The organism is Dorea sp. 210702-DFI.3.125 (assembly GCF_020560945.1).
Taxonomy (GTDB): domain Bacteria; phylum Bacillota; class Clostridia; order Lachnospirales; family Lachnospiraceae; genus Dorea; species Dorea formicigenerans.
In genome coordinates this window covers 44,424-67,049 of the sequence record NZ_JAJCNF010000004.1, presented here as the reverse complement: position 1 = coordinate 67,049, position 22,626 = coordinate 44,424, and the positions used below count along the sequence as shown (strand labels likewise).

Sequence of the window (22,626 nt, the reverse complement as noted above, 5' to 3'; positions counted from 1 at the left end):
GAAAAATATTGCATAAGTATAGATGGTGAGATTATAATAAATGTATATGAAGAGAAGAAATGAGCTGTGAAGTTGATAAATTATAAGAAGTAAATTTGCAATCTATCAAAGATTGATGAAAAAGGCTGTCATGGTGCACCGGACTGGATTATTGAAATTGCATCCCCGAGTAGTGAGAGAATGGATTATGTTGTAAAACAATTTAAATATCGGACTGCTGGAGTGCGTAAATATTGGGTGATTGATAAGCCGTTACAGAAGGTCACGGTATTCGATTTTGAAAATGACAAGTTTAGAAACTATGACGTAGAAAATGAGAGTGTGGTAAATCCACACTCTCGTTGTATTATAAATAGAAAATCGTAAAAATAATAGATAGTAGATTGTTACCCGTAAGAACAATGAAAATGTTGTTATGATGCCTGAGGAAGTGTACAATAACTTAATGGAAAATATTCATGTTATGGGAAATAAGGAGACGATTGAGAGAACGGGCAAATGAAATATAAAGTAGAAGTTATTGTTTGATGGAATATACTTTTGTGCAGAAGAAACAAGCGTAAAGGTATAGTAACTTATAGGCTTTTTTTTGCGGTGAAATGCCAAAATATATTGAAAAACACCTTCGGTTAGACTATAATATAATTATTGATGGAGGTGTATAGATGTTTAAAATTAATCCATATAGACCTGGTGCTGGTCTGAAACCAATGTACATTGCAGGTAGGGATGAAGACATTGAAAGCGTCGAGCAAATATTTGAAGCGTTAACAATGAATGTTCCTGTACAGTCAATCATATATAGTGGACTGCGTGGGGTTGGAAAAACTGTTTTGATAAATAAGTTAGAAGAAATTGCAAATGAAAAAGAAATATTTTGTAGACATATAGAAGTAGAAGAGAGGAATGATTTTATCTCTCAATTGGCTGAGTGCGCACAGGCTTTTTTGCGAACAGTAAGTGCAAAAGAAAAGTTTAAACATCTGATAAAAAAGCCATTGGACGCAATAAAATCGTTAGTTGTTTCTTTTAATCCGAATGATACTACATTCTCTTTATCTGTTCAAGACCGAGAATTGTACGTATCAAATAACTTGACGCAAAGTTTGACAGATGTCTTTACTACGATAGGTGAGACGGCTTTAAAAACAGAAACACCGATTTGTTTTTTTATTGATGAAATACAATATATGAAGCAAGAACAGTTGGGATCATTAATTGCGGCGTTGCATAGAACAAATCAATTAGGGTACCCTGTTATGATTATAGGTGCCGGGCTCCCGAAGATATATAAAATGCTTTCTGATGAAAAATCATATTCAGAGAGATTATTTATGTACAAACAAATTGGTTCATTATCATTAGAACAGTCAAAAAAGGCAATAGAAGAACCAGCTAAAAAATTCAAGGTAGAGTATACGGAAGAAGCAATAGAAAAAATTGCGGATATTACAAAGGGATATCCATTTTTTATTCAGCAGTTATGTAAAATAGTTTATCAAAATACAGATGAGGATTTGATAGAAATATCAGATGTTGAAAATTGTATTGATGAATTTTTGAAAACTTTGGATGAAGGATTCTTTAGAGCTCGATATGAAAGATGCGCTGAGAGTGATAAAAAATTTGTTTTTGCAATGGTAAAATGCGGAGAATTACCTTGTACAATCTCAAATGTTGCACATAATCTTGGAAAAGAGGTTTACTCAATATCTACGACAAGAGCACAATTAATCAGCAAAGGAATAATTTATCCAGTAAGATATAAGGAACTTGATTTTACAGTTCCGGAATTTTCCGGGTACATTCAAAGACTTGATGAATATAAAAAATGGAATAATCAATAATAGTAAACACTCATTTAAAGAGTGCCTGGATATGCTGGCAGATGGAAGCTGTTTATTATGAACTTTATCCTGATATAATGATTATGCTGATGAAAGAACGGCATAGACAACTGAATACAAGAAAGAGACGGAAGCTTCAGTAGTTAAGAAAAAACTACTGAGGCTTTTTTCTTTTTAAAATTACTTTTTACATACATTTAACATTTGACTTAACATAGATTTTACGAAGATACGTTACACTGATTTTGATAATGAGGAGGAACATGTAATGACAAGAAAAAAATGGTCATTTTTATTTACAGTCTGTCTGATGACTGCTTTAATTGGCTGCGGACAGAAAAACTCTCAGGTAGATAAAAATAATAGTGAAGAACTTAATAAACTCGGGCAAATTCAGGTGATTTCCAGAGAAGAAGGCTCAGGGACAAGAGATACATTTGCTTCGCTTGCAGGATTTAATAAAGACGGAGCTGATGGTATAGACAAAACAGTGAATACAGCTACCATTGCTGACAGTATGGACTCAGTCATTGAAACTGTGAATAAAAATCCATCTGCGATCGGTTATGTGTCAGCGGGAACTACCGGGATTGGTGGTGTAAAGACTTTGGAAATCAATGGAGAAGCGGTTTCTGATAATAAGGGGAAATATCCGCTGACTCGTTCGTTCTATCTTGCCTACAGTGGAACACTTAATGATGTGGAACAGGATTTTATGACATATGTTCAAAGTGCAGGACAGGAAATTGTAAGTGGGCATTATGAAACAATTGCGAAGAATGCGACATTTTTATCGAACCAGTCAGAAGGAACAATACGAATCGAAGGTTCAACATCAATGGCTGCACTGATGAAGGAAATCGCAGATGCATATATGAAGATTAATACACATGCAACTATTCAAGTTACGGCAACGGATTCTACAAAGGGTCTGAACAGTGTTATGTCAGGAAATTGTGACATGGCAATGTCATCAAGAGATTTAAAAGATTATGAAAAAGAACTTTTGAACTATAATACGGTGGCAAAAGACAAAATTGCAGTGATTGTAAACCAGAAAAATCCACTATCTGATATCACATTATATATGCTGAAAAGTATATATACCGGTGGAGTTAAGAACTGGGAAGACTTACAGTAAGTAGTGTATGAAAAAGAGAAAGAGGAGAATTCGAAGATGAATGAAAAGTTACAGATTGTATTTGGCCTGCTAGGTGGTCTTGCAATATTTTTGTATGGTATGAATATGATGAGCGAATGTCTGCAGAAGGCAGCAGGAGAGAAAATGAAGACGATTCTTGCATTACTCACAAAGAATCCGATCCTTGGTGTTTTGGCAGGTGCACTTACAACAGCAGTGCTTCAGAGCAGTAGTGCAACGACAGTTATGGCAATTGGTTTTGTCAGTGCAGGACTTATGAATCTGCCACAGGCAATTTCGATTATATTAGGTGCAAATATCGGTACGACAATGACAGCTCAGATTATCGCATTTAAGCTGAGTGATTATATTTACATCATTATATTTATTGGATTTATTATTTCGTTTATTGTAAAATCAGAAAGAGCAAAGAGTATCGGACAGACTATTTTTGCATTTGGTTTATTGTTCCTTGGAATTGAGACTATGGGAAGTGTTATGAAGCCATTGGCATCCAGTCCGTTTTTCGTAGACTTAATTGCAAAAGTTGCAGATATGCCGGTGCTTGGTGTTGTAGTTGGAACGATGATGACGCTGGTTGTACAGAGTAGTAGTGCGACCATCGCAGTACTGCAGAATTTTGCATCGCAGGCAGGTCCGGATGGTGTAACCAGTATTCTGGGCCTGACCGGTGCAATCCCGATTCTTTTAGGAGACAATATCGGAACAACGATTACGGCACTTCTTGCCAGTGTCGGACAGCCAAGAGATGCCAAGAGAACTGCGGTTGCACACTGTATTTTTAACCTGTCCGGTGCACTGATTTTTATCTGGCTTATCAAACCATTCGCATATGTGATCCAGATGATCTCACCTAAGGGACCGGAGGTTCAGGTGATTTCCCGACAGATTGCAAATGCACATACAAGCTTTAATATTGTGATGACATTGATCTGGATTCCACTGATCTGGCTGATGGTGAAGATTGTGATGAAAGTCATTCCGGACGCAAAGACAAGTGAAAAGAGAGAGCCTTCACGTCCGCAGTTTCTTGATGATAAACTGATCGGACAACCGACAGTTGCACTGAGCCTTGCGAGAAAAGAGATTACAAGATGCAGTGAGATGGCAGGTGAAACACTCCAGAAATTGATCAGTCTTGTGAAAGGGGAAACCAATGAACAACTGGAAGAAGTGCTGGAACAAGGACATGATGTAGGAAAATTAACAGAGCAGATCAATGAGTATCTGACAAATATGTTTTCTTCCGGTTCCCTGACAGAGAAGCAGACTACCCAGACAGCAGGGCTTATGTATATGCTTGGAGATGTAGACCGCGTCAATGGTCTGAGTATGGAGATTGCAGAATCTGTCCGTGAGAAGAAAGAACAGAAGTACAAATACTCCAAAGAAGCCATGCGTGATCTGACGAAGAGTCTGGAGCAGATTCAGGGTATGTACCGGGAGGCAATTCAGGTACTTATGACGGGCAGTACAGAGAATGCAAAAAAAATTGTGAAGAAAAAAGAAAAGGTTCTGGATCTCACCATACATATGGGGAAATCCCATGTCGAGCGTGTAGGAAAGGGAAAATGTTCCAGTAAGTTGACGGTACCGTTTAACCATGTTCTTCAGAATATCGGAAGAATGGGAAACTGTTGTGTAAATATTGCAGATGCTGTACTTGCGCAGTCTGATTTAAATGAATTTACAGCATTTGTAAAGGAGGAAAATTAAGTAAAATGACAAATGAAACGATATTTATGAATCGGGAATTATCCTGGCTGAAATTCAATGAAAGAGTGTTGGAAGAAGCAGAAAGTGAGAAAAATCCGCTCTGTGAACGGCTGACATTTGCATCAATTTACCAGAGTAATCTAGATGAATTTTTCATGGTGCGTGTAGGATCTTTGATCGATCAGATGATTGTTTCGAAAAATGTAAAAGACAATAAAACTGGAATGACAGCAAAAGAACAGATTCAGGCAATCCTGGCACGGGTCGCAAAGCTGAATCGCAGAAAAGATACAGTCTATGAAAATCTGATGGATGAAGTTGCACAGGCAGGGATTCGCCTTGTGGATTTCCGTAAAATTGGCAAAAAAGAAGGAAAATATCTGGAACAGTATTTTGATGCAGAGATTGCCCCGCTCATTTCTCCAATTGTTGTCGGAAAAAGACAGCCGTTTCCATTTTTGAAAAATAAAGGTATCTATGCAGTTGTCGTACTGGAGAAGAAAAACGGAAAAGAAAAACTTGGAATTATTCCGTGTAATTCCGGTGTATTCCCGAGACTTGTGCAGGTGCCGGGGGAAGAAGAAACTTACATGCTGGCAGAAGAGCTGATCCTCCACTTCATTTCGAAAGTATTCAAAGGTTATTTTGTGAAGGCAAAATCTCTGATCCGCGTAACGAGAAATGCAGATATAGATGCAGATGCGTTGTATGATGAAGATCTGGATTACCGCGATTTTATGGAAGGAATCATCAAGAAAAGAAAGCGTCTGCTTCCGGTAAGAGTGGAGTTTTCCAGAGAACTGGATGGAGATATCGTGGATAAGATCTGCGAGTATCTGGATCTGGATGGCAAATATGTATTCCGTGGAAGTTCACCACTTGATCTGTCCTTTGTATTCCAGATCCAGGACAGCCTGCGCAATCATCCGGAATTGTTCTATGAGAAACGAGTGCCTCAGAAATCTACACAGATTGACAGCAAAAGATCGATTCTGGAGCAGATCAAGGAGAAAGATAAATTATTGTCTTATCCATATGAGAGTATACGTCCGTTTCTGGATATGCTTTCTGAGGCTGCAAATGACGATGAAGTTGTATCAATCAAGATGACACTGTATCGTGTCGCAAAGCAGAGCAAGGTCGTGGAAGCTTTGATTGATGCGGCGGAAAATGGAAAAGATGTATTGGTTCTTGTAGAGTTAAAAGCAAGATTTGATGAGGAAAATAATATTGAATGGTCAAGAAGACTGGAAGAGGCTGGTTGTACAGTCATATATGGTCTGGACGGCTATAAGGTTCATTCAAAATTGTGTCTGATCACAAAAAAGACGAATGGAAAAATCGAGTATTATACACAAATTGGTACTGGAAATTATAATGAGAAGACAGCAAGACTGTACACAGATCTGTCTCTTATGACGTATGATCAGGAGATTGGTGAGGAGGCAGCAGCAATCTTCCAGGCGTTATTTATGGGAGAAACGGTTCAGGTCAGCAAAAAACTTCTGGTAGCGCCAAATTGTCTTCAGAACCGATTACTTGATATGATCGAGGAAGAGATTCGTCATGCAAAGAGAGGCGAAGAAGCTTATATCGGTGTGAAAATGAATTCTCTGACTGATAAAAAGCTGATGGATAAATTGATTGAGGCATCTCAGGCAGGCGTGGAGATAGAACTTATTGTACGTGGAATCTGCTGCCTTATCCCGGGAGTGGAAGGGTATACAGAAAACATCCGGGTCATCAGTATTGTAGGACGTTTTTTGGAACATTCCAGAATTTATATATTTGGAAAAGAAGAAAGACAGAAAATTTATATAGCATCTGCAGACTGGATGACAAGAAATACGGTACATAGAGTCGAAGTGGCGGCACCGGTGGAGAATCCGGATCTGAAGCTGCGTCTGAACGAGATGTTTATCACGATGCTCAGTGACAATGTACAGGCAAGAGAACTGAACAGCAGCGGAAAATATACGAGATTACAACCGGGAGAAGAGGCACCGCTTAATTCACAGGAGTTTTTCTATGAAAGTGCATATGAGGCTTTGGAAAATCAGGAGAAAAATAAGACTATTTTGCAATAGATATGAAAATTGATGTAAAATTGCAAAAAAAGAACTTGACAAAATAAGTTTAACACGTTAAAGTATAGAACATAAATAAAACAAATATTTATAGAAACCGTTGAGAAAGAGGAGTAGATAATCTGACGAAGTTTCAGAGAGCGGCAGGTGGTGTGATTGCCGTACTAAGTGGATGATCGAATGGACTTTCGAGGGCAGCCGGAAATTCTGAATGCAGAAGATTATGGTTTGTCGGGAACCGAACCCGTTATCAATCAGGAGTGTATGTTAGTACATGAGAAAAGTGGACATTATGTCAAGTTGAGTGGTACCGCGATAATAGATAATATTACCGCCTCAAACAGTTTGTTTGAGGCGGTTTTTTTGTATAATAGGAAATTGCATTTCCTATTATACAAAAAGCCTCCGGCAGGATGCGCACTCGCGCGAATAAGAATTATGCCGCAAGCGTCTCCGTATTCACTTCGGTCGTTGCTAGACGAGCGTCACTGGCGCTCAGCAACGCGCTCGGCGCGAGAATGTGCCAAGGCATATTCTTTGTTCTATCCAGATAAATCCCTCAGAACATTTTCTCTCCTAACAAGTGGTCAGTCGGCTGGCGATATGCAGACTGCAGACAGGAAAAATTTAAACAAAGAAAAGGAGACAAAATTATGAAGAAAAAATTAGTAGCAGGATTATTAACAGGAGCAATGATGGCAGCATTACTGACAGGATGTGCAGGATCCGGAAGCGACAAGAGCAGTGATGCAAAAGAAAGTTATACGATTGGAATTGAACAGTTTGCAGAGCATGGTTCCTTAGATAATTGCCGGGAGGGATTTTTACAGGGACTGGAAGAAGAAGGAATCAAAGAAGGAGATAACCTGAAAGTTGAGATGAAGAATGCAGCGGCAGATATGGGAACAGCAGGACAGATTTCTGATAGTTTTGTATCTGATAAAGTGGATCTGATCTGTGCAATTGCAACACCAAGTGCACAAAGCGCATACAACGCAGCAATGGATGCTGGAATTCCGGTCATTTATACAGCAGTTACAGATCCGGTTGCAGCAGAGCTTGCATCAGAAGATGGGACCCCGGCAGGAGAGGTGACAGGAACATCTGATAAACTTCCGGTAGAAGAGCAGCTTAAGATGATCCGTGAGATGCTTCCGCAGGCAAAGACGATCGGAATCATGTATACAACAAGTGAGGCAAATTCTGTATCAGCAATCAAAGAATATGAAGACCTTGTAGGTAAATATGATTTTGAACTTGTGACAAAAGGAATTACAACAACTGCAGATGTTTCTCTCGCAGCGGATGATCTTTTAAGTAAAGTAGACTGCATTACAAACCTGACAGATAATACAGTTGTTGCTTCTCTTCCAACGATACTTGAAAAAGCGAATGACAAGAAAATCCCGGTGTTCGGAAGTGAGATTGAGCAGGTAAAGATCGGATGCCTTGCAGCAGAGGGAATCGATTACATTTCTCTTGGAAAACAGACTGGTAAAATGGCAGCCCAGGTATTGAAGGGTGAGAAAAAAGCATCAGAACTTAATTTTGAGACGATTACAACTCCAGGATTCTATGTAAACAATAAAGTGGCAGAGAACCTTGGAATTACAGTTCCAACAGATCTTTCAGACAATGCAGTAGAAACATTTGACGAGATCACACAGAGCAAGTAAATGGAGGCATTTTCATGAATCTTATCGTAACTATATTAGAACAAGGTCTTATCTATGGAATTTTATCACTTGGACTTTATATTACATATAAAATACTGGATTTTCCGGATTTGACAGTAGACGGAAGTTTTCCACTGGGGGCGGCTGTAACAGCAGCCCTCATTACAAGAGGAGTGAATCCATATCTGACGCTTCCGGTGGCATTTGCAGCCGGTGTGCTGGCAGGTATCTGTACAGGGCTTATCCATGTAAAATGCAAAGTACGTGATCTTCTGTCAGGTATTATTATGATGACAGCCCTGTGGACCATGAATCTGTATATTGCAGGAACGGCAAATGTACCGCTGTTTTCACAGCAGAGTATTTTTAAAAATGATTTTATAAATGGACTTCCGACAGGAATAAAACCATATATGACTCTGATCCTGATTCTGGTTCTGACGATAATCTGTAAAATCCTTCTGGATCTTTATATGCAGACAAAATCAGGCTATCTGTTAAGAGCAGTAGGAGACAATCATGTGCTTGTAACTTCTCTTGCAAAAGACCAGGGAAATGTAAAGATTCTTGGACTTGCTATTTCAAATGGACTTGTCTCTCTGGCAGGCTGTGTATTTGCTCAGGAGGAGCGAGTGTTTGAGATTTCTATGGGAACAGGAGCAATGGTTATTGGACTTGCGAGTGTCATCATTGGAACGAGTATCTTTAAAAAGATTTCATTTGTGAAGACAACAACGGCAGTTCTGGTTGGCTCGATTATTTACAAAGCATGCGTGGCAGTGGCAATCCGTAACTTTGAGCCACAGGCAATGAAGCTTATTACAGCAATATTATTCCTGGTTGTTCTTGTAATCAGCATGGGTGGAAAGAAGAAGGTGAAAGGAAATGCTTGAATTAAAAGGAATTTCAAAGTATTATAATGTAGGATCCGTCAATGAGATGTGTCTTTTTCAGGATTTTAATCTGAATATTGAAAAAGGAGAATTCCTTTCCGTAGTCGGAAGCAATGGTTCCGGAAAGACTTCCATGTTGAATATTATCTGTGGAAGTATCCCGGTTGAGTCTGGACAGATTCTGATCGGGGATACAGATATTACAAAAGAAAAAGAATATAAGAGAAATAAAAGAATCGGCCGTGTTTATCAGAACCCGTCCATGGGCACGTGTCCAAGTATGACAATTCTGGAAAATATGGCACTGGCAGACAATAAAGGGAAATTATATGGTCTTGGACGTGGGACGAATAAAGCTCGGATAGAATATTACAGAGAGCAGCTTGCCCAGCTTGGTCTCGGACTGGAAGGTAAGATGGACGTGAAAGTCGGTTCTTTATCCGGAGGTCAGAGACAGGCAATGGCACTTTTAATGTCCACTATGACACCGATTGAATTTCTGATTCTTGATGAACACACAGCAGCACTGGATCCAAAGACGGCAGAGCTGATCATGCAGCTCACTGATAAGATTGTAAAAGAAAAACAATTGACAACGATTATGGTCACACACAATCTGCGCTATGCAGTAGAATATGGGAATCGCCTCGTGATGATGCATAATGGTCACATGATACTGGACAAAAAGGGCAAAGAGAAAGAAGATATGGCAATCGATGATATTCTTACCTTATTTAATGAAATCAGTATTGAATGTGGCAATTAATACGGGAGATTTCAAAAAAATGTAAGGAAAAAAAGGAGAACATATGATGGCAAAGAGAATCGCACAGTTTCACAAAGTAAGTTTTGAACAGTTCGCAGAAGGATTTCAGGACACCTTCGGAGAAATGAAAGAAGGGGAATTAAAGGAAATCTATCAGTCGATCAAGCTTCCGAAACGTGCAACGGCCGGATCTGCCGGATATGATTTCTATACACCGATCCCGATTGTGCTCGCACCAGGGAAAACAGTAAAGATTCCGACTGGAATCCGCGTGGAGATGCAGGAAAACTGGGTGTTAAAATGCTACCCGAGAAGCGGACTTGGATTTAAGTACCGTCTGCAGCTTAATAATACGGTAGGAATTATCGATAGCGATTATTTTTACTCAGACAATGAAGGACACATTTTTGCAAAACTTACGAATGATTCCAATGAAGGAAAGACTGTGGAACTGGAAGCAGGAAGTGGGTTTATGCAGGGAATCTTTGTGGAATATGGAATTACAATGGATGATGATGTAACAACTGTGAGAAATGGCGGGTTCGGAAGTACATCCCAGAGATAATTAGAAGGATTACTGAAAAAATGTCAGGGCATCAAGTATGATACTGCAAGTTTCAGACATACTATTATCATAGATTTTGACTTATTATTACTTTTCAAGATATACCGATTAACAGATGAAACAACGAAAAGAAAATGTAAGTAGAATTTTAGAAGATGAGGGTAAATGTATGGCTGACAAGACAAAAGTTTTTTCAAAAAGAGATAAAAATGTAGACTATATGAATCAGATGCTGCCGGTAGAAGACAGTTTTGATATCGTTCAAAGGGATATACAGATTGGAGGAAAAGACGCTACATTTTACTTTATAGATGGTTTTACGAAAGATGAGTCTATGTTAAAAATCATGGACTCTTTTTTTAATATCAAAGAGGGAGATATGCCAAAGGACGCAGCGGCGTTCGCAACGACCTGCATTCCCTATGTGGAAGTGGACGTGATCGGGGATTTTGATCAGATTTTCCGGAATCTTTTGTCAGGAGTCACGTGTTTGTTCATTGACGGATATCAGGCTTGCCTTGCCATCGACTGCAGAACATATCCGGCGAGAAGTGTGGATGAACCGGACAAGGATAAATCTCTTCGTGGTTCCAGGGACGGGTTTGTGGAGACAATTGTATTTAATACCGCTCTCATGCGGCGGCGTATCCGTGACCGGCATCTTGTTATGAAAATGCTGGAGGTTGGAGAAAGTTCCAGAACGGATGTGGCACTTTGTTATATGGATGACCGGGTAGATCAGGAACTTTTAAAGAATTTAAATTACCGGATCCGGGATATCAAAGTGGATGATCTTCGCATGAATCAGCAAAGTCTGGCAGAGTGCCTGTTTAAACGGAAATGGTACAATCCATTCCCGAAATTTAAATTTACAGAGCGGCCGGATACCGCGGCTGCCTGTCTGCTGGAAGGGAAAGTCGTAATCCTGGTGGACAATTCACCGTCTGCAATGATTCTGCCAACGTCAATTCTGGATATTATTGAAGAAGCAAATGATTATTATTTTCCGACGTTGACGGGCATGTATTTGAAAATATCCCGGGCGCTTATTACATTTCTGACCATCTTTCTGACACCAGTGTTTTTGTTATTTATGCAGAATTTGAGCTGGCTGCCGAAAATTTTTGCATTTGTGGCGGTAAAAGATACCGTTAACATTCCGCTTATTTTTCAGCTTTTGATGCTGGAAGTAGCTATTGATGGTCTGAGGCTTGCAGCGCTGAACACCCCGAGCATGCTTAGTACGCCTTTGAGTGTGATTGCCGGTCTTGTTATGGGAGAGTTCTCCGTGAAGTCCGGATGGTTTAACGCAGAAGTTATGCTGTACATGGCATTTGTGGCAGTTGCGAACTATACGCAGCCTAATTTTGAGCTTGGATATGCGTTAAAATTTATGAGACTGGAATTACTGGTACTGACTGCGGTATTTAACTGGATTGGATTTCTGGCAGGAACGGTGATTGTGATCTGCAGCATCTGCTTTAACAAAACGCTGTCCGGACGGAGTTATTTGAATATCAGATTGAATTAAAACATTAGAATTGTGTGAAATATCCTCCAGCAGGCTTGCAGAGGTGCACAGTAGAAGTATGCCATGCAATTGTATGACGCGCACCTCGCAGCAAGAATGCCGAGGCATTCTTGAAGTTAATAGCAAATATAAGAAAAATTTTGCAACCTTCCTATAAACATGGTATGATATTGCATAGGTGAGTATAGCATTTATACACTGCCAAAAAGCGGTTATATAAGGAGGACTTGCGATGAGCGACTATATCATTACTGTAAACAGTACCGTAGATACAACGAGAGAATGGCTGGCCGAGAGAGGCGTGCCGTATATTCCGTTGAAATATACAATTGATGGACAGACATATTCGGATATGGAAGGTCTGTCTTCAAAAGAATTCTTTGACAAATTAAGAGAAGGAAAAATGTCTACTACTTCCCAGATCAATCCGGACGAAGCACGTGAGGCGTTGGAGCCATATCTGAAAGAAGGAAAGGATATTTTGCATCTTTCATTTTCATCTGGATTAAGTGGAACATGCAACAGTATGAAAATTGCGGCAGAGGAACTTCAAGAGGAGTATCCAGAACGTAAGATTATTGTAATTGATACACTGTGTGCATGTCTGGGAGAGGCGTTACTTCTATATTATGTATTAAAACAAAAGGAAAACGGGGCAACGATTGAGGAGGCTGCAAAGTGGGCAGAAGAGAATAAGCTTCATATTTGCCATGATGTAACAGTGGATGATCTGAATCATCTGCATAGAGGCGGACGTGTGTCCAAGACAAGTGCTGTGCTTGGAACAATGGTACAGATTAAACCAATCATTATTATGGATGATAATGGATGTCTGAAAGTAGTTGGCAAAGAGCGTGGCAGAAAGAAGTCTCTGAACAAGATCGTAGACATGGCCGCAAAGCAGGCAGAGGGATATGAAAATGAGATCATAATGATCACACATGGTGATTGCCCGGAAGATGCAGAGTATGTTGCAAAAAGAGTTCAGGAAAAAATGGGAATCCAGAACATTTATATTAACAATATCGGAACTGTTATCGGAGGACATACCGGTCCGGGTGTTGTAGCAGTATTCTGTATGGGAGATAAAAGAGAAGTAAAGCTGTAAGGTCAGCATAGGAAAGTGTTGAAATGTCAAAAAGTCAAAAATATTTCAGGAAAAGTCAAAAAAGTTGTTGACACTACAGGATTGATGTGTTAATCTATCACTTGTGTGAAACAAAAACAAAGTAGAGTATCCACTCTCACCATAGCACAATCGGGTGACTATTGGTCAGATATTGAGCTGATAACCATAATAGGATTATGATGCAGATATATAAGTGGATAGTCTCGAACTATTCACTTATTTTATTTTTATGATGGGGGTGCACGACAATTAGCGATTTAATGATTAACGGACAGATCAGAGACAAAGAGGTAAGAGTAATTGCAGAGAACGGAGAACAGTTAGGTGTAATGCCGGTTAAGGAAGCCATGAAACTGGCTCAGGAAGCTGAATTAGATCTGGTCAAGATTGCTCCAAAGGCTCAGCCACCTGTATGCAAGATTATCGACTATGGTAAATACAGATATGAGCTTGCAAGAAAAGAAAAAGAGGCTAAGAAGAAGCAGAAAACCGTTGAGGTGAAAGAAGTAAGAATTTCACCTAACATTGATACCAACGACCTGAACACGAAGGTAAACAATGCAAAGAAATTTATCGCAAAAGGAAACAAAGTAAAAGTTACATTACGTTTCCGTGGTCGTGAGATGGCACATATGCAGCAGAGCAAGCATATTCTTGACGATTTTGCCGAGATGCTGGCAGAGGTTGCAGTAGTAGAGAAGCCGGCCAAACTGGAAGGTAGAAGTATGAGCATGGTTTTAACTGAAAAACGTTAAAAATAATTACATGTAATTTCATTAAAGGAGGAACTATATCATGCCAAAAATTAAAACAAGCAGAGCAGCAGCAAAGCGCTTCAAAAAGACAGGTACAGGAAAATTAAAAAGAAATAAAGCTTACAAGAGCCATATCTTAACAAAGAAGTCTACTAAGAGAAAGAGAAACTTAAGACACGCTACAATCGCAGACGAGACAAACGTAAAGAACATGAAGAAAATCTTACCATATTTATAAGATTTTCAGCAGATAGATTGAAGGAGGAAAATAAGACATGGCAAGAATTAAAGGCGGACTTAACGCTAAAAAGAAACACAATAGAACTTTAAAATTAGCAAAAGGATACAGAGGAGCACGTTCTAAACAGTACAGAGTTGCAAAACAGTCTGTAATGAGAGCTCTTACATCCTCATATGCAGGAAGAAAACAGCGCAAACGTCAGATGCGTCAGCTCTGGATCGCTCGTATCAACGCAGCAGCCAGATTAAATGGACTTTCCTACAGCAAGATGATGCACGGACTTAAAGTTGCTGGTGTAGATATCAACAGAAAGATGCTTGCAGAGATGGCTGTTAATGATGCAGAAGGATTTGCAACACTTGCAGAGCTTGCTAAAAGCAAAATCGCTTAATTAAATTAAGAATACTTATTTGAATAAGAATAAATCAGAGAACAAGATGTATATATTTTGTTCTCTTTTTTTGTTTTTTTTATCTACAACTGCACTTGCATTATTCACAAAGATTATATAATATAGAAAACAGAGAGCAAAATGTCGAAAAAAGTATTGGAGGGTTATAGATTATGAAGATATTAGTCGTAATTGACATGCAGAATGATTTTATTGACGGTGCGCTTGGAACAAAAGAAGCTCAGGCGATTGTGCCAAAAGTGGCAGAGAAGATCAAGAACTTTGACGGAAAGGTGTTCTATACCCGTGATACACACGATGAAAAATATCTGGAGACACAGGAAGGAAAGAATCTTCTGGTTAAACATTGTATCCGAGGTACAGATGGATGGAAACTGACTCCGGAAATTGATGTACTCTGTGAAGGAGATATTTTAAATAAATCATCATTTGGAAGTATTGAACTTGGATTTAAGCTGAATGATTACAGAAGTAATCTTCGTGTCATTAAGAATGAAAGAGTGGAGAGTATTACACTGATTGGTGTCTGTACAGATATTTGTGTGATCTCTAATGCAATGATTCTTAAAGCCTTCTTCCCGGATAAACCGATTATCGTTGATGCAGCATGCTGTGCCGGATCAACACCAGAAGGCCATAAGAATGCACTGGCAGTCATGAAGACATGTCAGATTCAGATTGAAAATGAGGAATAAAATTATTCAGGATAGATCAATCTTTCATCAGTAATATCGTTCAGGACTTCGGCCAGATACTTTTTCGCAAGGTATTTGGCCATTCCTAAATTCTGATCCAGATAGTTGCCACAGTCACGGGCAGCAGCACCAGGAATATCGCCTTCGAATTCAGCGATAAATGTAAACATGCGCTGCATCAGTGGAACGATGTCGCGAGACTTATATTCGCCTGCAAGTACAAGGTAGAAACCAGTACGACAGCCCATAGGTCCGAAGTAGATGTCTTTTTCACCGAATTCCGGATCGTTTCTGAGGAATGTTGCGCCAAGGTGTTCAATGGTGTGCATCTCTGCAGTGTTCATAACAGGTTCGCGGTTCGGGGCAGTCATACGAAGGTCAAAAGTTGTAACCGGATTGCCTGCAACATAATCTACGCGAGATACGTAGACGCCAGGTAACAGTTTCAGATGATTTATGGTGAAACTTGTGATTTTTTTCATAATAAAATACTCCTTTTCATTCTGATTTATTGTATTGGAACATTAGAATATGCATCAATACAATAATACCAGTATAACATTTGGCAGACAGATATGCTAGAAAAATGCGAGATTGAAATGCAAAATTTGTTTTTGCAAAATAGAATTTTAGGGAACAGGTGACAGATTATGAAGTTATATTTAGTCAGGCATGGACAGACAGACTGGAACAAAGAAAAAAGACTACAGGGACAGGAAGACATTCCGTTAAATGATTTTGGAAGACATCTCGCAAAAGAGACAGGGATCGGTCTTCGCAATGTCAGATTCGATCTTTGTTTTTCAAGTGACTTAAAAAGAGCACTGGAGACGGCTAATCTGATTTTAGATGAAGGAAGCAATAAAGTTCCAATTATTATGGATAAAAGACTGAAAGAAATTGCCTTTGGTGAATGGGAAGGAAAAAGTGTAGCAAGAAACCAGATGGAAGTTCCGGACGAATTCCTGAAATTCTACGATGATCCGGAACATTTTGCAGGAGCACCGGGTGGAGAATCCTTTGCAGAAGTAAAAGAACGTACAGATGATTTCCTTAAATGGCTTGTAGGACAGGAAGAATACGAAGATAAAAATATTCTTTTGGTCACACACGGAGTTGCGCTGGCAACATTACTCAATAATATAAAAAAAGCACCATTATCCGAACTTTGGGCTGGCAGCATTCATAAAAACTGCGCAGTCACAGAAGTAGAGATCAAAGACGGAGAAATGCAGATACCGTCCGAAAATCAGGTATATTACGAAGATGAGGTGCCGGATTGGGCGCGGTAGAATAGTGTGAAAATATAAATAGAATTCCAAACTATAGTGTCTTGAACACGAAGGATTTTCCGGCATCAGTTGCGTCGTTTATTTTTCGTGAATATGTAAACTCGCCTAAAAACAGGCTCAGACAGTACATATTCACGAAAACTCTACTCACTGATGCTCGGAAAATCCTTCTACCGTTCAATCCATTATAGTTTGGGATTTTTAATTCTCATCACTACTCTGATGATTAGAAGAATTTTGGTATATATTTGTTTAATTCACTTAAAAAGTTAGTAGCACACAGATATTTAGAATTCAAGAATGCCATAGTCCAGGCTTATTATTTACAAATAACACTATATTTCTAAATACCTCATCAGATTCTCATAGTTCCGCTTCATGAGGTGATATCCATGTTCGTAAAATTCTCTTAGAACGTCACAGTCCTGCTCCAGTCTTGATACGGTTGGAACGAGTGGACGCAGTACGAAAATCCGTCCTTCATGTTCTAATTTTTCGATGAGCTCCAGTTCTTTGTTATATATATAATTCCGGCGGATCATAGTCTTGACAGCCTCCGGATATTTGCCATAAGCGCGGCGATATAACTTTGCCATGCCTTTTGTCATTGACTTTTTGCGATATCCCGGATTGCGAGTCAGAATCACAACAATCTTTTCATTGTTCTGATGCAATGCATGTCGGATTGGAATGGAATCTGCAAGTCCGCCGTCCAGATAAGGTACATCGTCAATATTAACCATAGGACACAGAAGAGGCATGCTGCTTGATGCCCGGCAGATGCGCAACAGTCTGTCAAAATCTTGTGTTTCAATCATATATTCTGCTTTTCCGGTAATGCAGTTCGTTGTGACCTGCTCGCAGACCACGCCTTGTTCACAGGATTTCTGAAATGTTTCGAAATCAAATGGAAAGATTTCGCGTGGGTACTTGTCAAAAACCATGTCCATATCCAGAAGACTCTTTTCACGCATGAAATCACGAAGATTATTGTGATAGTTGTATTCTTTATCTTCCACGATCATACAGTTTCGTGTACGCCCAATCTGTTTTGACACGTAATCCACGGCATTACATGCTCCTGCAGAAACACCAATAACGTGGGAGAGATAAGTATCCTGTTCCATAAGATAATCTAAAACTCCCGAAGTGAATACACCTCTGGTAGCACCGCCTTCCAGTACGATTGTTGCATTTATCATAATCAACACCTCTTGTTTTGTAATAATTCGATAATAGTTTTCGGTGAAACATGATTCAAAGGCAGGGATTCCTGACTTTGAAAACATTTTCTAAGTGATATTATATAACGAAAAATAGAATCATGAAAATGCCTTTTTACAAAAAATCAGTTAAAAATGCAGGAAGTAGATAAAAAGGCAGTAAAAAGATGCGACGGAAATAGAAAAAGTGCGTAAAGTGCCGAAAAACAGTGGTTTCCCGGCTTGCTATTTTGACGTATCTTTGGTAAGATATTCTTCGTATGAGCTAAAACGTGATTGATAGATAAAAAGGAGCAAATATAATGATCAGTACAAGTAATATTACATTACGAGTTGGGAAAAAAGCATTATTTGAAGACGTTAATATTAAATTTACAGAAGGGAACTGTTATGGTCTGATCGGTGCCAATGGTGCAGGTAAGTCTACATTTTTAAAGATTCTTTCCGGACAGCTTGAGCCGACCAACGGAGAAGTCATCATCACTCCGGGACAGAGACTTTCATTTTTACAGCAGGATCACTTCAAATATGACGAGTATCCGGTTCTTGATACAGTTATGCTTGGAAATGCGAGACTGTACGAGATTATGAAAGAAAAAGAAGCAATCTATGCAAAGGAAGATTTTACAGACGAGGACGGTATCAAGGCAAGTGAGCTGGAAGCAGAGTTCGCGACCATGAATGGCTGGGAAGCAGAGTCTGATGCAGCAACATTGTTAAATGGTCTTGGAATCGGAACAGAACTTCACTATGAGATGATGAAGAACTTAAATGGTCCTGAGAAAGTAAAGGTTCTGCTTGCACAGGCATTATTTGGTAATCCGGATATCCTGCTTCTCGACGAGCCTACGAACCACTTGGATCTGGATGCGATCGCATGGCTTGAGGAATTTTTGATCAACTTTGAAAACACAGTCATCGTTGTATCACATGACCGTTATTTCCTGAATAAAGTCTGTACACAGATTGCAGATATTGACTATGGTAAGATTAAGCTCTATGCCGGAAACTATGACTTCTGGTATGAGTCCAGCCAGCTTCTCATCCGCCAGATGAAAGAGGCGAACAAGAAGAAGGAAGAGAAGATCAAAGAGTTGCAGGAATTTATTTCAAGGTTTAGTGCAAATGCTTCAAAATCCAAGCAGGCTACTTCAAGAAAGCGTGCATTGGAGAAAATCCAGCTTGATGATATCCAGCCATCCAGCCGTAAATATCCATACATTGATTTCCGTCCGAACCGTGAAATCGGAAATGAAGTATTAACAGTAGAAGGACTGAGCAAGACCATTGACGGAGAAAAAGTATTAGACAACATTTCTTTTACATTGGGACATGATGATAAAGTCGCATTTGTCGGAAGTAACGAGCTTGCCAAGACAACACTGTTCCAGATTCTTATGGGAGAGATGGAGCCAGATGAGGGAACATACAAATGGGGCATCACAACTTCTCGGGCATATTTTCCATTAGACAGTGGAAGTGAGTTTGATAATGACTATTCAATTGTAGACTGGCTGACACAGTACTCTGAAGAGAAAGATGCGACTTATGTACGTGGATTTCTCGGACGTATGCTTTTTGCCGGAGATGACGGAGTAAAGAAAGTGAAAGTTCTGTCCGGAGGAGAGAAAGTGCGCTGCCTGTTATCCAAGATGATGATTTCCGGTGCAAATGTACTGATTTTTGATGAGCCTACGAACCACCTGGATATGGAAAGTATCACAGCACTGAACAATGGAATGACAAAATTCCCAGGTGTCATTCTCTTCTCATCAAGAGACCACCAGATTGTTCAGACAACTGCAAACCGTATCATGGAAATTGTTCCGGGCGGAAAGATGATTGACAAGATAACAACATATGACGAATATCTGGAAAGTGATGAGATGGCAAGAAAACGTCAGACATACACAGTCCAGAATGACGACGAAGACTAAAAAGTAAATTTAATATGTAGAGATGAAAAGACTGTAACTTGTAAGATTGAGTTGCAGTTTTTTTGTATAATAGTGAGAATTGCATTTTCTATTATATCAGCTGGGAGATGACTCCCACCTTTATAGGTGGTAAGAAACAAGCTGGTATCAGTGGTGGGAGTCAATCACCCCAGTTGATGGAGGCATTCTTGAAAAGAAACCTCAACAGGCACTTTTATTATATGATGGAATTTGTTATACTAAAATCGTATAATGATAGGGATAAAATATCATTACAGTTTAAATACAGGGAGTATAAGATTATGAGAAACATAAAAATTACAATTGAATATGATGGCAGCCGTTATCAAGGCTGGACAAGACTTGGAAAAGATGAATCTAACAACACAATATCTGCCAAGATTATTGATGTATTAGGGAAAATGACTGGTGAAAAGAATATTGAGCTGAATTGTGGCTGCCGTACAGAAGTCGGTGTACATGCTTACGCACAAGTGGCGAATTTTAAGACTTCTTCTAATCTGAGTACAAAAGATATTCAGCATTATCTGAATCGGTATCTGCCAATGGATATTGCAATCACGGAAGTTGAAGAAGTTCCGGATCGTTTCCATGCCCAGTTGAATGCAGTATCAAAAACTTATGTTTACCGTATGACGATTATGGATGTTCCAAGTGTTTTTGAGCGTAAGCATACTTACCATTGCTTTAAGACACCGGATAAAAAGGCAATGCAGCAGGCTGCTCTTTTATTTATCGGAGAACACGATTTCCGTAATTTCTCTACTGCAAAGAAGAGCAAGAACACGACACGTGAGGTCTATGACATTGACATTTACGGAGATAATGAGGAAATGCAGATCCTCATTCAGGCAGACGATTTTCTGCACAACATGGCAAGACTTATGATCGGAACACTTCTGGATATTGGATTCGGTCTTCGTAAGAAAGAAGATATTGAGGCAATTTTTAACGGTGAGAAGGCAGTTGGAAATCCTTGTGATCCGAAGGGACTGTATTTACAGGAAGTAGAATATTAATATGAAAGTAGAAAGCAGAAAAGTATCGGATTCCAGAGTAGAGACTGTTCATATTGTAAGACCAAACCATCTGAATGCAGCAGGACGATTGTTCGGCGGCATGCTCATGCAGTGGATTGATGAGGTGGCTGCACTTGTAGCAAAACGCCATACCCACACAAATGTGACGACTGCAAGTGTGGATAATTTAAGTTTTTTAAAAGGAGCTTATCCAGGTGACAGTGTTGTGATCATTGGCCAGCTTGTCTATGTGGGACGGACTTCCATGGACATTAAGGTGGATAGCTATGTAGAATCCATGGATGGCACAAGAACATTGATTAATCATGCTTATCTGACAGTGGTAGCACTGAATCAAAACGACCATCCGATTCCAGTGCCAAGGCTTGAACCTACAACAGAAGATGAAGCCGCAGAATGGGAAGAGGCAAAACGACGCAGAGAACTTAGAAAATCACTGTAATTTTATATCAGCTGGGAGTCAATTCCCCAGCTGATATAGCCTCCGGCAGGATTGCAGAGGTGCGCAGTAGAAGTATGTCATGCAATTGCATGACGCGCACCTCGCAGCAAGAATGCCGAGGCATTCTTGAATGATAAAAGAGCTAAGAGAGCTGGGATTATTTCCCGGCTCTCTTAGCATATCCGGAAACCATCCGGACCATGCGGTCAATTTGTGCCTGCTCTTCCTTTGATTTTCCATCTTTTAAGATTTCCAGAACAAAGGACATTTCTTCCGGAGAAAAAGTGATTCCCTTTTTATGGGCACTGCTGATTAGAGACATCATGACCGGGGTAAGTGATTTCCCGTTTTTCCCCTCTGTCTGTTTCGCAGCAAGCTTTATCAGCTCCAGTTTCACAGGATCCATATTTTTTAGTGCCGGGTGGTTTAACCATTCATTCATTGTCAAAAACTCCTTTCATAAAATCCATAGGGGAGAAACCATTTTCCCCATCGGAATCAGAATTCATAGTCTGCATCATTTCCATCATATTCATGAGATCTTCCATTTGTGACATCTGCGTCTGTTCTTCCGGGCTTAAACAGGATTTTAACTGCTCCAGGACGGAACCAGGATGGTCTGTATTTAGAAATCCATAGAAATGTTCCATCGTAGCTTTCAGTTCCGAAAATTTTATGTAGATAGCTAAGGAGCGCTGCATGGAAGCAGGTGCAAAAGGCAGCATCAGCTTTAGTGTATAAAGAGAAGAGGAAGTAACAAGCATGTCAAAAGGAGTCATTAATTTGGGCTTCTGCTCCATAAGCGCTCCTTAAATTATCGTTGTAAATATATATGTGATTTGAATGGAAATTATGAAAAACGGGCATATTTTATAGTAAGAAGATATTTTAAGGAGATTAAAAATGAGTAGAAAGTTGATCATAGATGGAAATGCCGTATACGAACTGGATGAAAATTGTATGCTGAAAAAGAGACTGGAAGATGTACAGACGGAAAAGAACCAGATGGAAGAGAGGAGAAGAACTCAGGAGAATTTGAACGAATATAAACGTATGCTCAGGATGCGGCAAGTGTAGTTGTAACATTCGGAAAAATGTAACAGAATTGTAAGAAATCTGTAATGGCAATTCCTGAAAGAGTATGGTAATCTATCGACATGCGGATGATGCTTCTTTATCATCCGCAAAATGTATCT

23 protein-coding genes, 1 pseudogene and 1 other annotated feature are annotated in these 22,626 nt (G+C 39.5%); of the genes and pseudogenes, 20 read left to right on the top strand and 4 right to left on the bottom strand.

The annotated features are described in order from the left end of the window. Nucleotides 1–93: 93 nt before the first annotated feature. The 15 genes and pseudogenes from LI164_RS03365 to LI164_RS03295 form a co-directional block, all read left to right on the top strand. Nucleotides 94–366: pseudogene (locus LI164_RS03365) on the top strand (Uma2 family endonuclease); the annotation flags it as partial. A 299-nt stretch (nt 367–665) separates the two neighbouring features. Then, entirely contained in the window at nt 666–1,847 is a 1,182-nt protein-coding gene (locus LI164_RS03360; protein ID WP_005333075.1) for an ATP-binding protein, read from the top strand. A 268-nt stretch (nt 1,848–2,115) separates the two neighbouring features. Continuing rightward, a complete protein-coding gene (locus tag LI164_RS03355) occupies nt 2,116–2,988 on the top strand; it encodes a substrate-binding domain-containing protein (protein ID WP_040015471.1) in 873 nt (290 codons plus the stop codon). 36 nt (nt 2,989–3,024) lie between these two features. Next, nucleotides 3,025–4,725 (top strand): Na/Pi cotransporter family protein, encoded by a 1,701-nt coding sequence (locus LI164_RS03350; RefSeq protein ID WP_040015470.1) that lies wholly within the window; start codon nt 3,025–3,027, stop codon nt 4,723–4,725. A 5-nt stretch (nt 4,726–4,730) separates the two neighbouring features. Continuing rightward, the gene (gene ppk1, locus LI164_RS03345; RefSeq protein WP_117606725.1) at nt 4,731–6,812 is read left to right on the top strand and encodes a polyphosphate kinase 1; all 2,082 of its coding nucleotides are present in this window, start codon (nt 4,731–4,733) and stop codon (nt 6,810–6,812) included. A gap of 91 nt (nt 6,813–6,903) precedes the next feature. After that, nucleotides 6,904–7,154, top strand: a binding site (T-box leader). Nucleotides 7,155–7,465: 311 nt separating this feature from the next. Further along, entirely contained in the window at nt 7,466–8,488 is a 1,023-nt protein-coding gene (locus LI164_RS03340; RefSeq protein WP_117606724.1) for an ABC transporter substrate-binding protein, read from the top strand. A gap of 14 nt (nt 8,489–8,502) precedes the next feature. Continuing rightward, the gene (locus LI164_RS03335) at nt 8,503–9,381 is read left to right on the top strand and encodes an ABC transporter permease (protein ID WP_005333065.1); all 879 of its coding nucleotides are present in this window, start codon (nt 8,503–8,505) and stop codon (nt 9,379–9,381) included. Next, on the top strand, nt 9,374–10,147 hold the full coding sequence (locus LI164_RS03330; RefSeq protein ID WP_005333063.1) for an ABC transporter ATP-binding protein: 774 nt from the start codon (nt 9,374–9,376) through the stop codon (nt 10,145–10,147). Before LI164_RS03335 ends, LI164_RS03330 begins: the two co-directional genes overlap by 8 nt. A gap of 46 nt (nt 10,148–10,193) precedes the next feature. After that, a complete protein-coding gene (locus LI164_RS03325) occupies nt 10,194–10,712 on the top strand; it encodes a deoxyuridine 5'-triphosphate nucleotidohydrolase (RefSeq protein WP_029731653.1) in 519 nt (172 codons plus the stop codon). A gap of 169 nt (nt 10,713–10,881) precedes the next feature. Further along, nucleotides 10,882–12,243: a spore germination protein gene (locus LI164_RS03320; protein ID WP_040015469.1), complete on the top strand. Its 1,362-nt coding sequence runs from the start codon at nt 10,882–10,884 to the stop codon at nt 12,241–12,243. Between the two features lie 232 nt (nt 12,244–12,475). Beyond that, nucleotides 12,476–13,351, top strand: a complete 876-nt coding sequence (locus LI164_RS03315; RefSeq protein ID WP_005333056.1) for a DegV family protein — start codon at nt 12,476–12,478, stop codon at nt 13,349–13,351. Between the two features lie 281 nt (nt 13,352–13,632). Next, nucleotides 13,633–14,127, top strand: coding sequence for a translation initiation factor IF-3 (gene infC / locus LI164_RS03310; RefSeq protein WP_227086729.1), 495 nt, complete (start codon nt 13,633–13,635; stop codon nt 14,125–14,127). Nucleotides 14,128–14,167: 40 nt separating this feature from the next. Then, the gene (gene rpmI, locus LI164_RS03305) at nt 14,168–14,365 is read left to right on the top strand and encodes a 50S ribosomal protein L35 (protein WP_005333054.1); all 198 of its coding nucleotides are present in this window, start codon (nt 14,168–14,170) and stop codon (nt 14,363–14,365) included. 37 nt (nt 14,366–14,402) lie between these two features. Continuing rightward, on the top strand, nt 14,403–14,759 hold the full coding sequence (gene rplT, locus LI164_RS03300) for a 50S ribosomal protein L20 (RefSeq protein WP_005333053.1): 357 nt from the start codon (nt 14,403–14,405) through the stop codon (nt 14,757–14,759). A 173-nt stretch (nt 14,760–14,932) separates the two neighbouring features. Further along, the gene (locus LI164_RS03295) at nt 14,933–15,475 is read left to right on the top strand and encodes a cysteine hydrolase family protein (protein ID WP_005333050.1); all 543 of its coding nucleotides are present in this window, start codon (nt 14,933–14,935) and stop codon (nt 15,473–15,475) included. Nucleotides 15,476–15,477: 2 nt separating this feature from the next. Here LI164_RS03295 and LI164_RS03290 read toward each other — a convergent pair whose 3' ends face one another. Then, a complete protein-coding gene (locus LI164_RS03290) occupies nt 15,478–15,957 on the bottom strand; it encodes an S-ribosylhomocysteine lyase (RefSeq protein ID WP_005333049.1) in 480 nt (159 codons plus the stop codon). Nucleotides 15,958–16,125: 168 nt separating this feature from the next. On the opposite strand from LI164_RS03290, the gene LI164_RS03285 reads away from it, so the two are divergent. Beyond that, nucleotides 16,126–16,767 (top strand): histidine phosphatase family protein, encoded by a 642-nt coding sequence (locus LI164_RS03285; RefSeq protein ID WP_005333048.1) that lies wholly within the window; start codon nt 16,126–16,128, stop codon nt 16,765–16,767. A 335-nt stretch (nt 16,768–17,102) separates the two neighbouring features. Here LI164_RS03285 and LI164_RS03280 read toward each other — a convergent pair whose 3' ends face one another. Further along, nucleotides 17,103–17,969, bottom strand: a complete 867-nt coding sequence (locus tag LI164_RS03280) for a patatin family protein (protein ID WP_040015468.1) — start codon at nt 17,967–17,969, stop codon at nt 17,103–17,105. Between the two features lie 323 nt (nt 17,970–18,292). On the opposite strand from LI164_RS03280, the gene LI164_RS03275 reads away from it, so the two are divergent. The 3 genes from LI164_RS03275 (at nt 18,293) to LI164_RS03265 (ending at nt 21,430) form a co-directional block, all read left to right on the top strand. After that, nucleotides 18,293–19,927, top strand: a complete 1,635-nt coding sequence (locus LI164_RS03275) for an ABC-F family ATP-binding cassette domain-containing protein (RefSeq protein WP_005333046.1) — start codon at nt 18,293–18,295, stop codon at nt 19,925–19,927. 302 nt (nt 19,928–20,229) lie between these two features. Further along, nucleotides 20,230–20,967 (top strand): tRNA pseudouridine(38-40) synthase TruA, encoded by a 738-nt coding sequence (gene truA, locus LI164_RS03270; protein WP_040015467.1) that lies wholly within the window; start codon nt 20,230–20,232, stop codon nt 20,965–20,967. A 1-nt stretch (nt 20,968) separates the two neighbouring features. Then, nucleotides 20,969–21,430: an acyl-CoA thioesterase gene (locus LI164_RS03265; RefSeq protein WP_005333043.1), complete on the top strand. Its 462-nt coding sequence runs from the start codon at nt 20,969–20,971 to the stop codon at nt 21,428–21,430. 157 nt (nt 21,431–21,587) lie between these two features. On the opposite strand, the gene LI164_RS03260 is transcribed toward LI164_RS03265, so the two are convergent. Together LI164_RS03260 and LI164_RS03255 are read right to left on the bottom strand one after the other, a co-directional pair. Further along, entirely contained in the window at nt 21,588–21,872 is a 285-nt protein-coding gene (locus LI164_RS03260) for a hypothetical protein (protein ID WP_005333037.1), read from the bottom strand. Then, nucleotides 21,865–22,230, bottom strand: a complete 366-nt coding sequence (locus LI164_RS03255; protein WP_005333035.1) for a hypothetical protein — start codon at nt 22,228–22,230, stop codon at nt 21,865–21,867. The genes LI164_RS03260 and LI164_RS03255 overlap by 8 nt, the downstream gene beginning before the upstream one ends. A gap of 103 nt (nt 22,231–22,333) precedes the next feature. Here LI164_RS03255 and LI164_RS03250 point away from each other — a divergent pair, with 103 nt between their 5' ends. Next, nucleotides 22,334–22,507, top strand: coding sequence for a hypothetical protein (locus LI164_RS03250; protein WP_005333033.1), 174 nt, complete (start codon nt 22,334–22,336; stop codon nt 22,505–22,507). Nucleotides 22,508–22,626 lie beyond the last annotated feature (119 nt).

Excerpts from the sequence above, each read along its gene's own strand:
- rpmI (WP_005333054.1), top strand. The coding sequence starts at position 14,168 with ATGCCAAAAATTAAAACAAGCAGAGCAGCAGCAAAGCGCTTCAAAAAG.
- truA (WP_040015467.1), top strand. The coding sequence starts at position 20,230 with ATGAGAAACATAAAAATTACAATTGAATATGATGGCAGCCGTTATCAA.
- LI164_RS03355 (WP_040015471.1), top strand. The coding sequence starts at position 2,116 with ATGACAAGAAAAAAATGGTCATTTTTATTTACAGTCTGTCTGATGACT.
- LI164_RS03350 (WP_040015470.1), top strand. The coding sequence starts at position 3,025 with ATGAATGAAAAGTTACAGATTGTATTTGGCCTGCTAGGTGGTCTTGCA.
- LI164_RS03285 (WP_005333048.1), top strand. The coding sequence starts at position 16,126 with ATGAAGTTATATTTAGTCAGGCATGGACAGACAGACTGGAACAAAGAA.
- ppk1 (WP_117606725.1), top strand. The coding sequence starts at position 4,731 with ATGACAAATGAAACGATATTTATGAATCGGGAATTATCCTGGCTGAAA.
- infC (WP_227086729.1), top strand. The coding sequence starts at position 13,633 with ATGATTAACGGACAGATCAGAGACAAAGAGGTAAGAGTAATTGCAGAG.
- LI164_RS03265 (WP_005333043.1), top strand. The coding sequence starts at position 20,969 with ATGAAAGTAGAAAGCAGAAAAGTATCGGATTCCAGAGTAGAGACTGTT.
- LI164_RS03260 (WP_005333037.1), bottom strand. The coding sequence starts at position 21,872 with ATGAATGAATGGTTAAACCACCCGGCACTAAAAAATATGGATCCTGTG.
- LI164_RS03325 (WP_029731653.1), top strand. The coding sequence starts at position 10,194 with ATGGCAAAGAGAATCGCACAGTTTCACAAAGTAAGTTTTGAACAGTTC.
- LI164_RS03250 (WP_005333033.1), top strand. The coding sequence starts at position 22,334 with ATGAGTAGAAAGTTGATCATAGATGGAAATGCCGTATACGAACTGGAT.
- LI164_RS03360 (WP_005333075.1), top strand. The coding sequence starts at position 666 with ATGTTTAAAATTAATCCATATAGACCTGGTGCTGGTCTGAAACCAATG.
- LI164_RS03295 (WP_005333050.1), top strand. The coding sequence starts at position 14,933 with ATGAAGATATTAGTCGTAATTGACATGCAGAATGATTTTATTGACGGT.
- LI164_RS03340 (WP_117606724.1), top strand. The coding sequence starts at position 7,466 with ATGAAGAAAAAATTAGTAGCAGGATTATTAACAGGAGCAATGATGGCA.
- LI164_RS03315 (WP_005333056.1), top strand. The coding sequence starts at position 12,476 with ATGAGCGACTATATCATTACTGTAAACAGTACCGTAGATACAACGAGA.
- LI164_RS03280 (WP_040015468.1), bottom strand. The coding sequence starts at position 17,969 with ATGATAAATGCAACAATCGTACTGGAAGGCGGTGCTACCAGAGGTGTA.
- LI164_RS03290 (WP_005333049.1), bottom strand. The coding sequence starts at position 15,957 with ATGAAAAAAATCACAAGTTTCACCATAAATCATCTGAAACTGTTACCT.
- LI164_RS03320 (WP_040015469.1), top strand. The coding sequence starts at position 10,882 with ATGGCTGACAAGACAAAAGTTTTTTCAAAAAGAGATAAAAATGTAGAC.
- LI164_RS03330 (WP_005333063.1), top strand. The coding sequence starts at position 9,374 with ATGCTTGAATTAAAAGGAATTTCAAAGTATTATAATGTAGGATCCGTC.
- LI164_RS03335 (WP_005333065.1), top strand. The coding sequence starts at position 8,503 with ATGAATCTTATCGTAACTATATTAGAACAAGGTCTTATCTATGGAATT.
- LI164_RS03255 (WP_005333035.1), bottom strand. The coding sequence starts at position 22,230 with ATGGAGCAGAAGCCCAAATTAATGACTCCTTTTGACATGCTTGTTACT.
- rplT (WP_005333053.1), top strand. The coding sequence starts at position 14,403 with ATGGCAAGAATTAAAGGCGGACTTAACGCTAAAAAGAAACACAATAGA.
- LI164_RS03275 (WP_005333046.1), top strand. The coding sequence starts at position 18,293 with ATGATCAGTACAAGTAATATTACATTACGAGTTGGGAAAAAAGCATTA.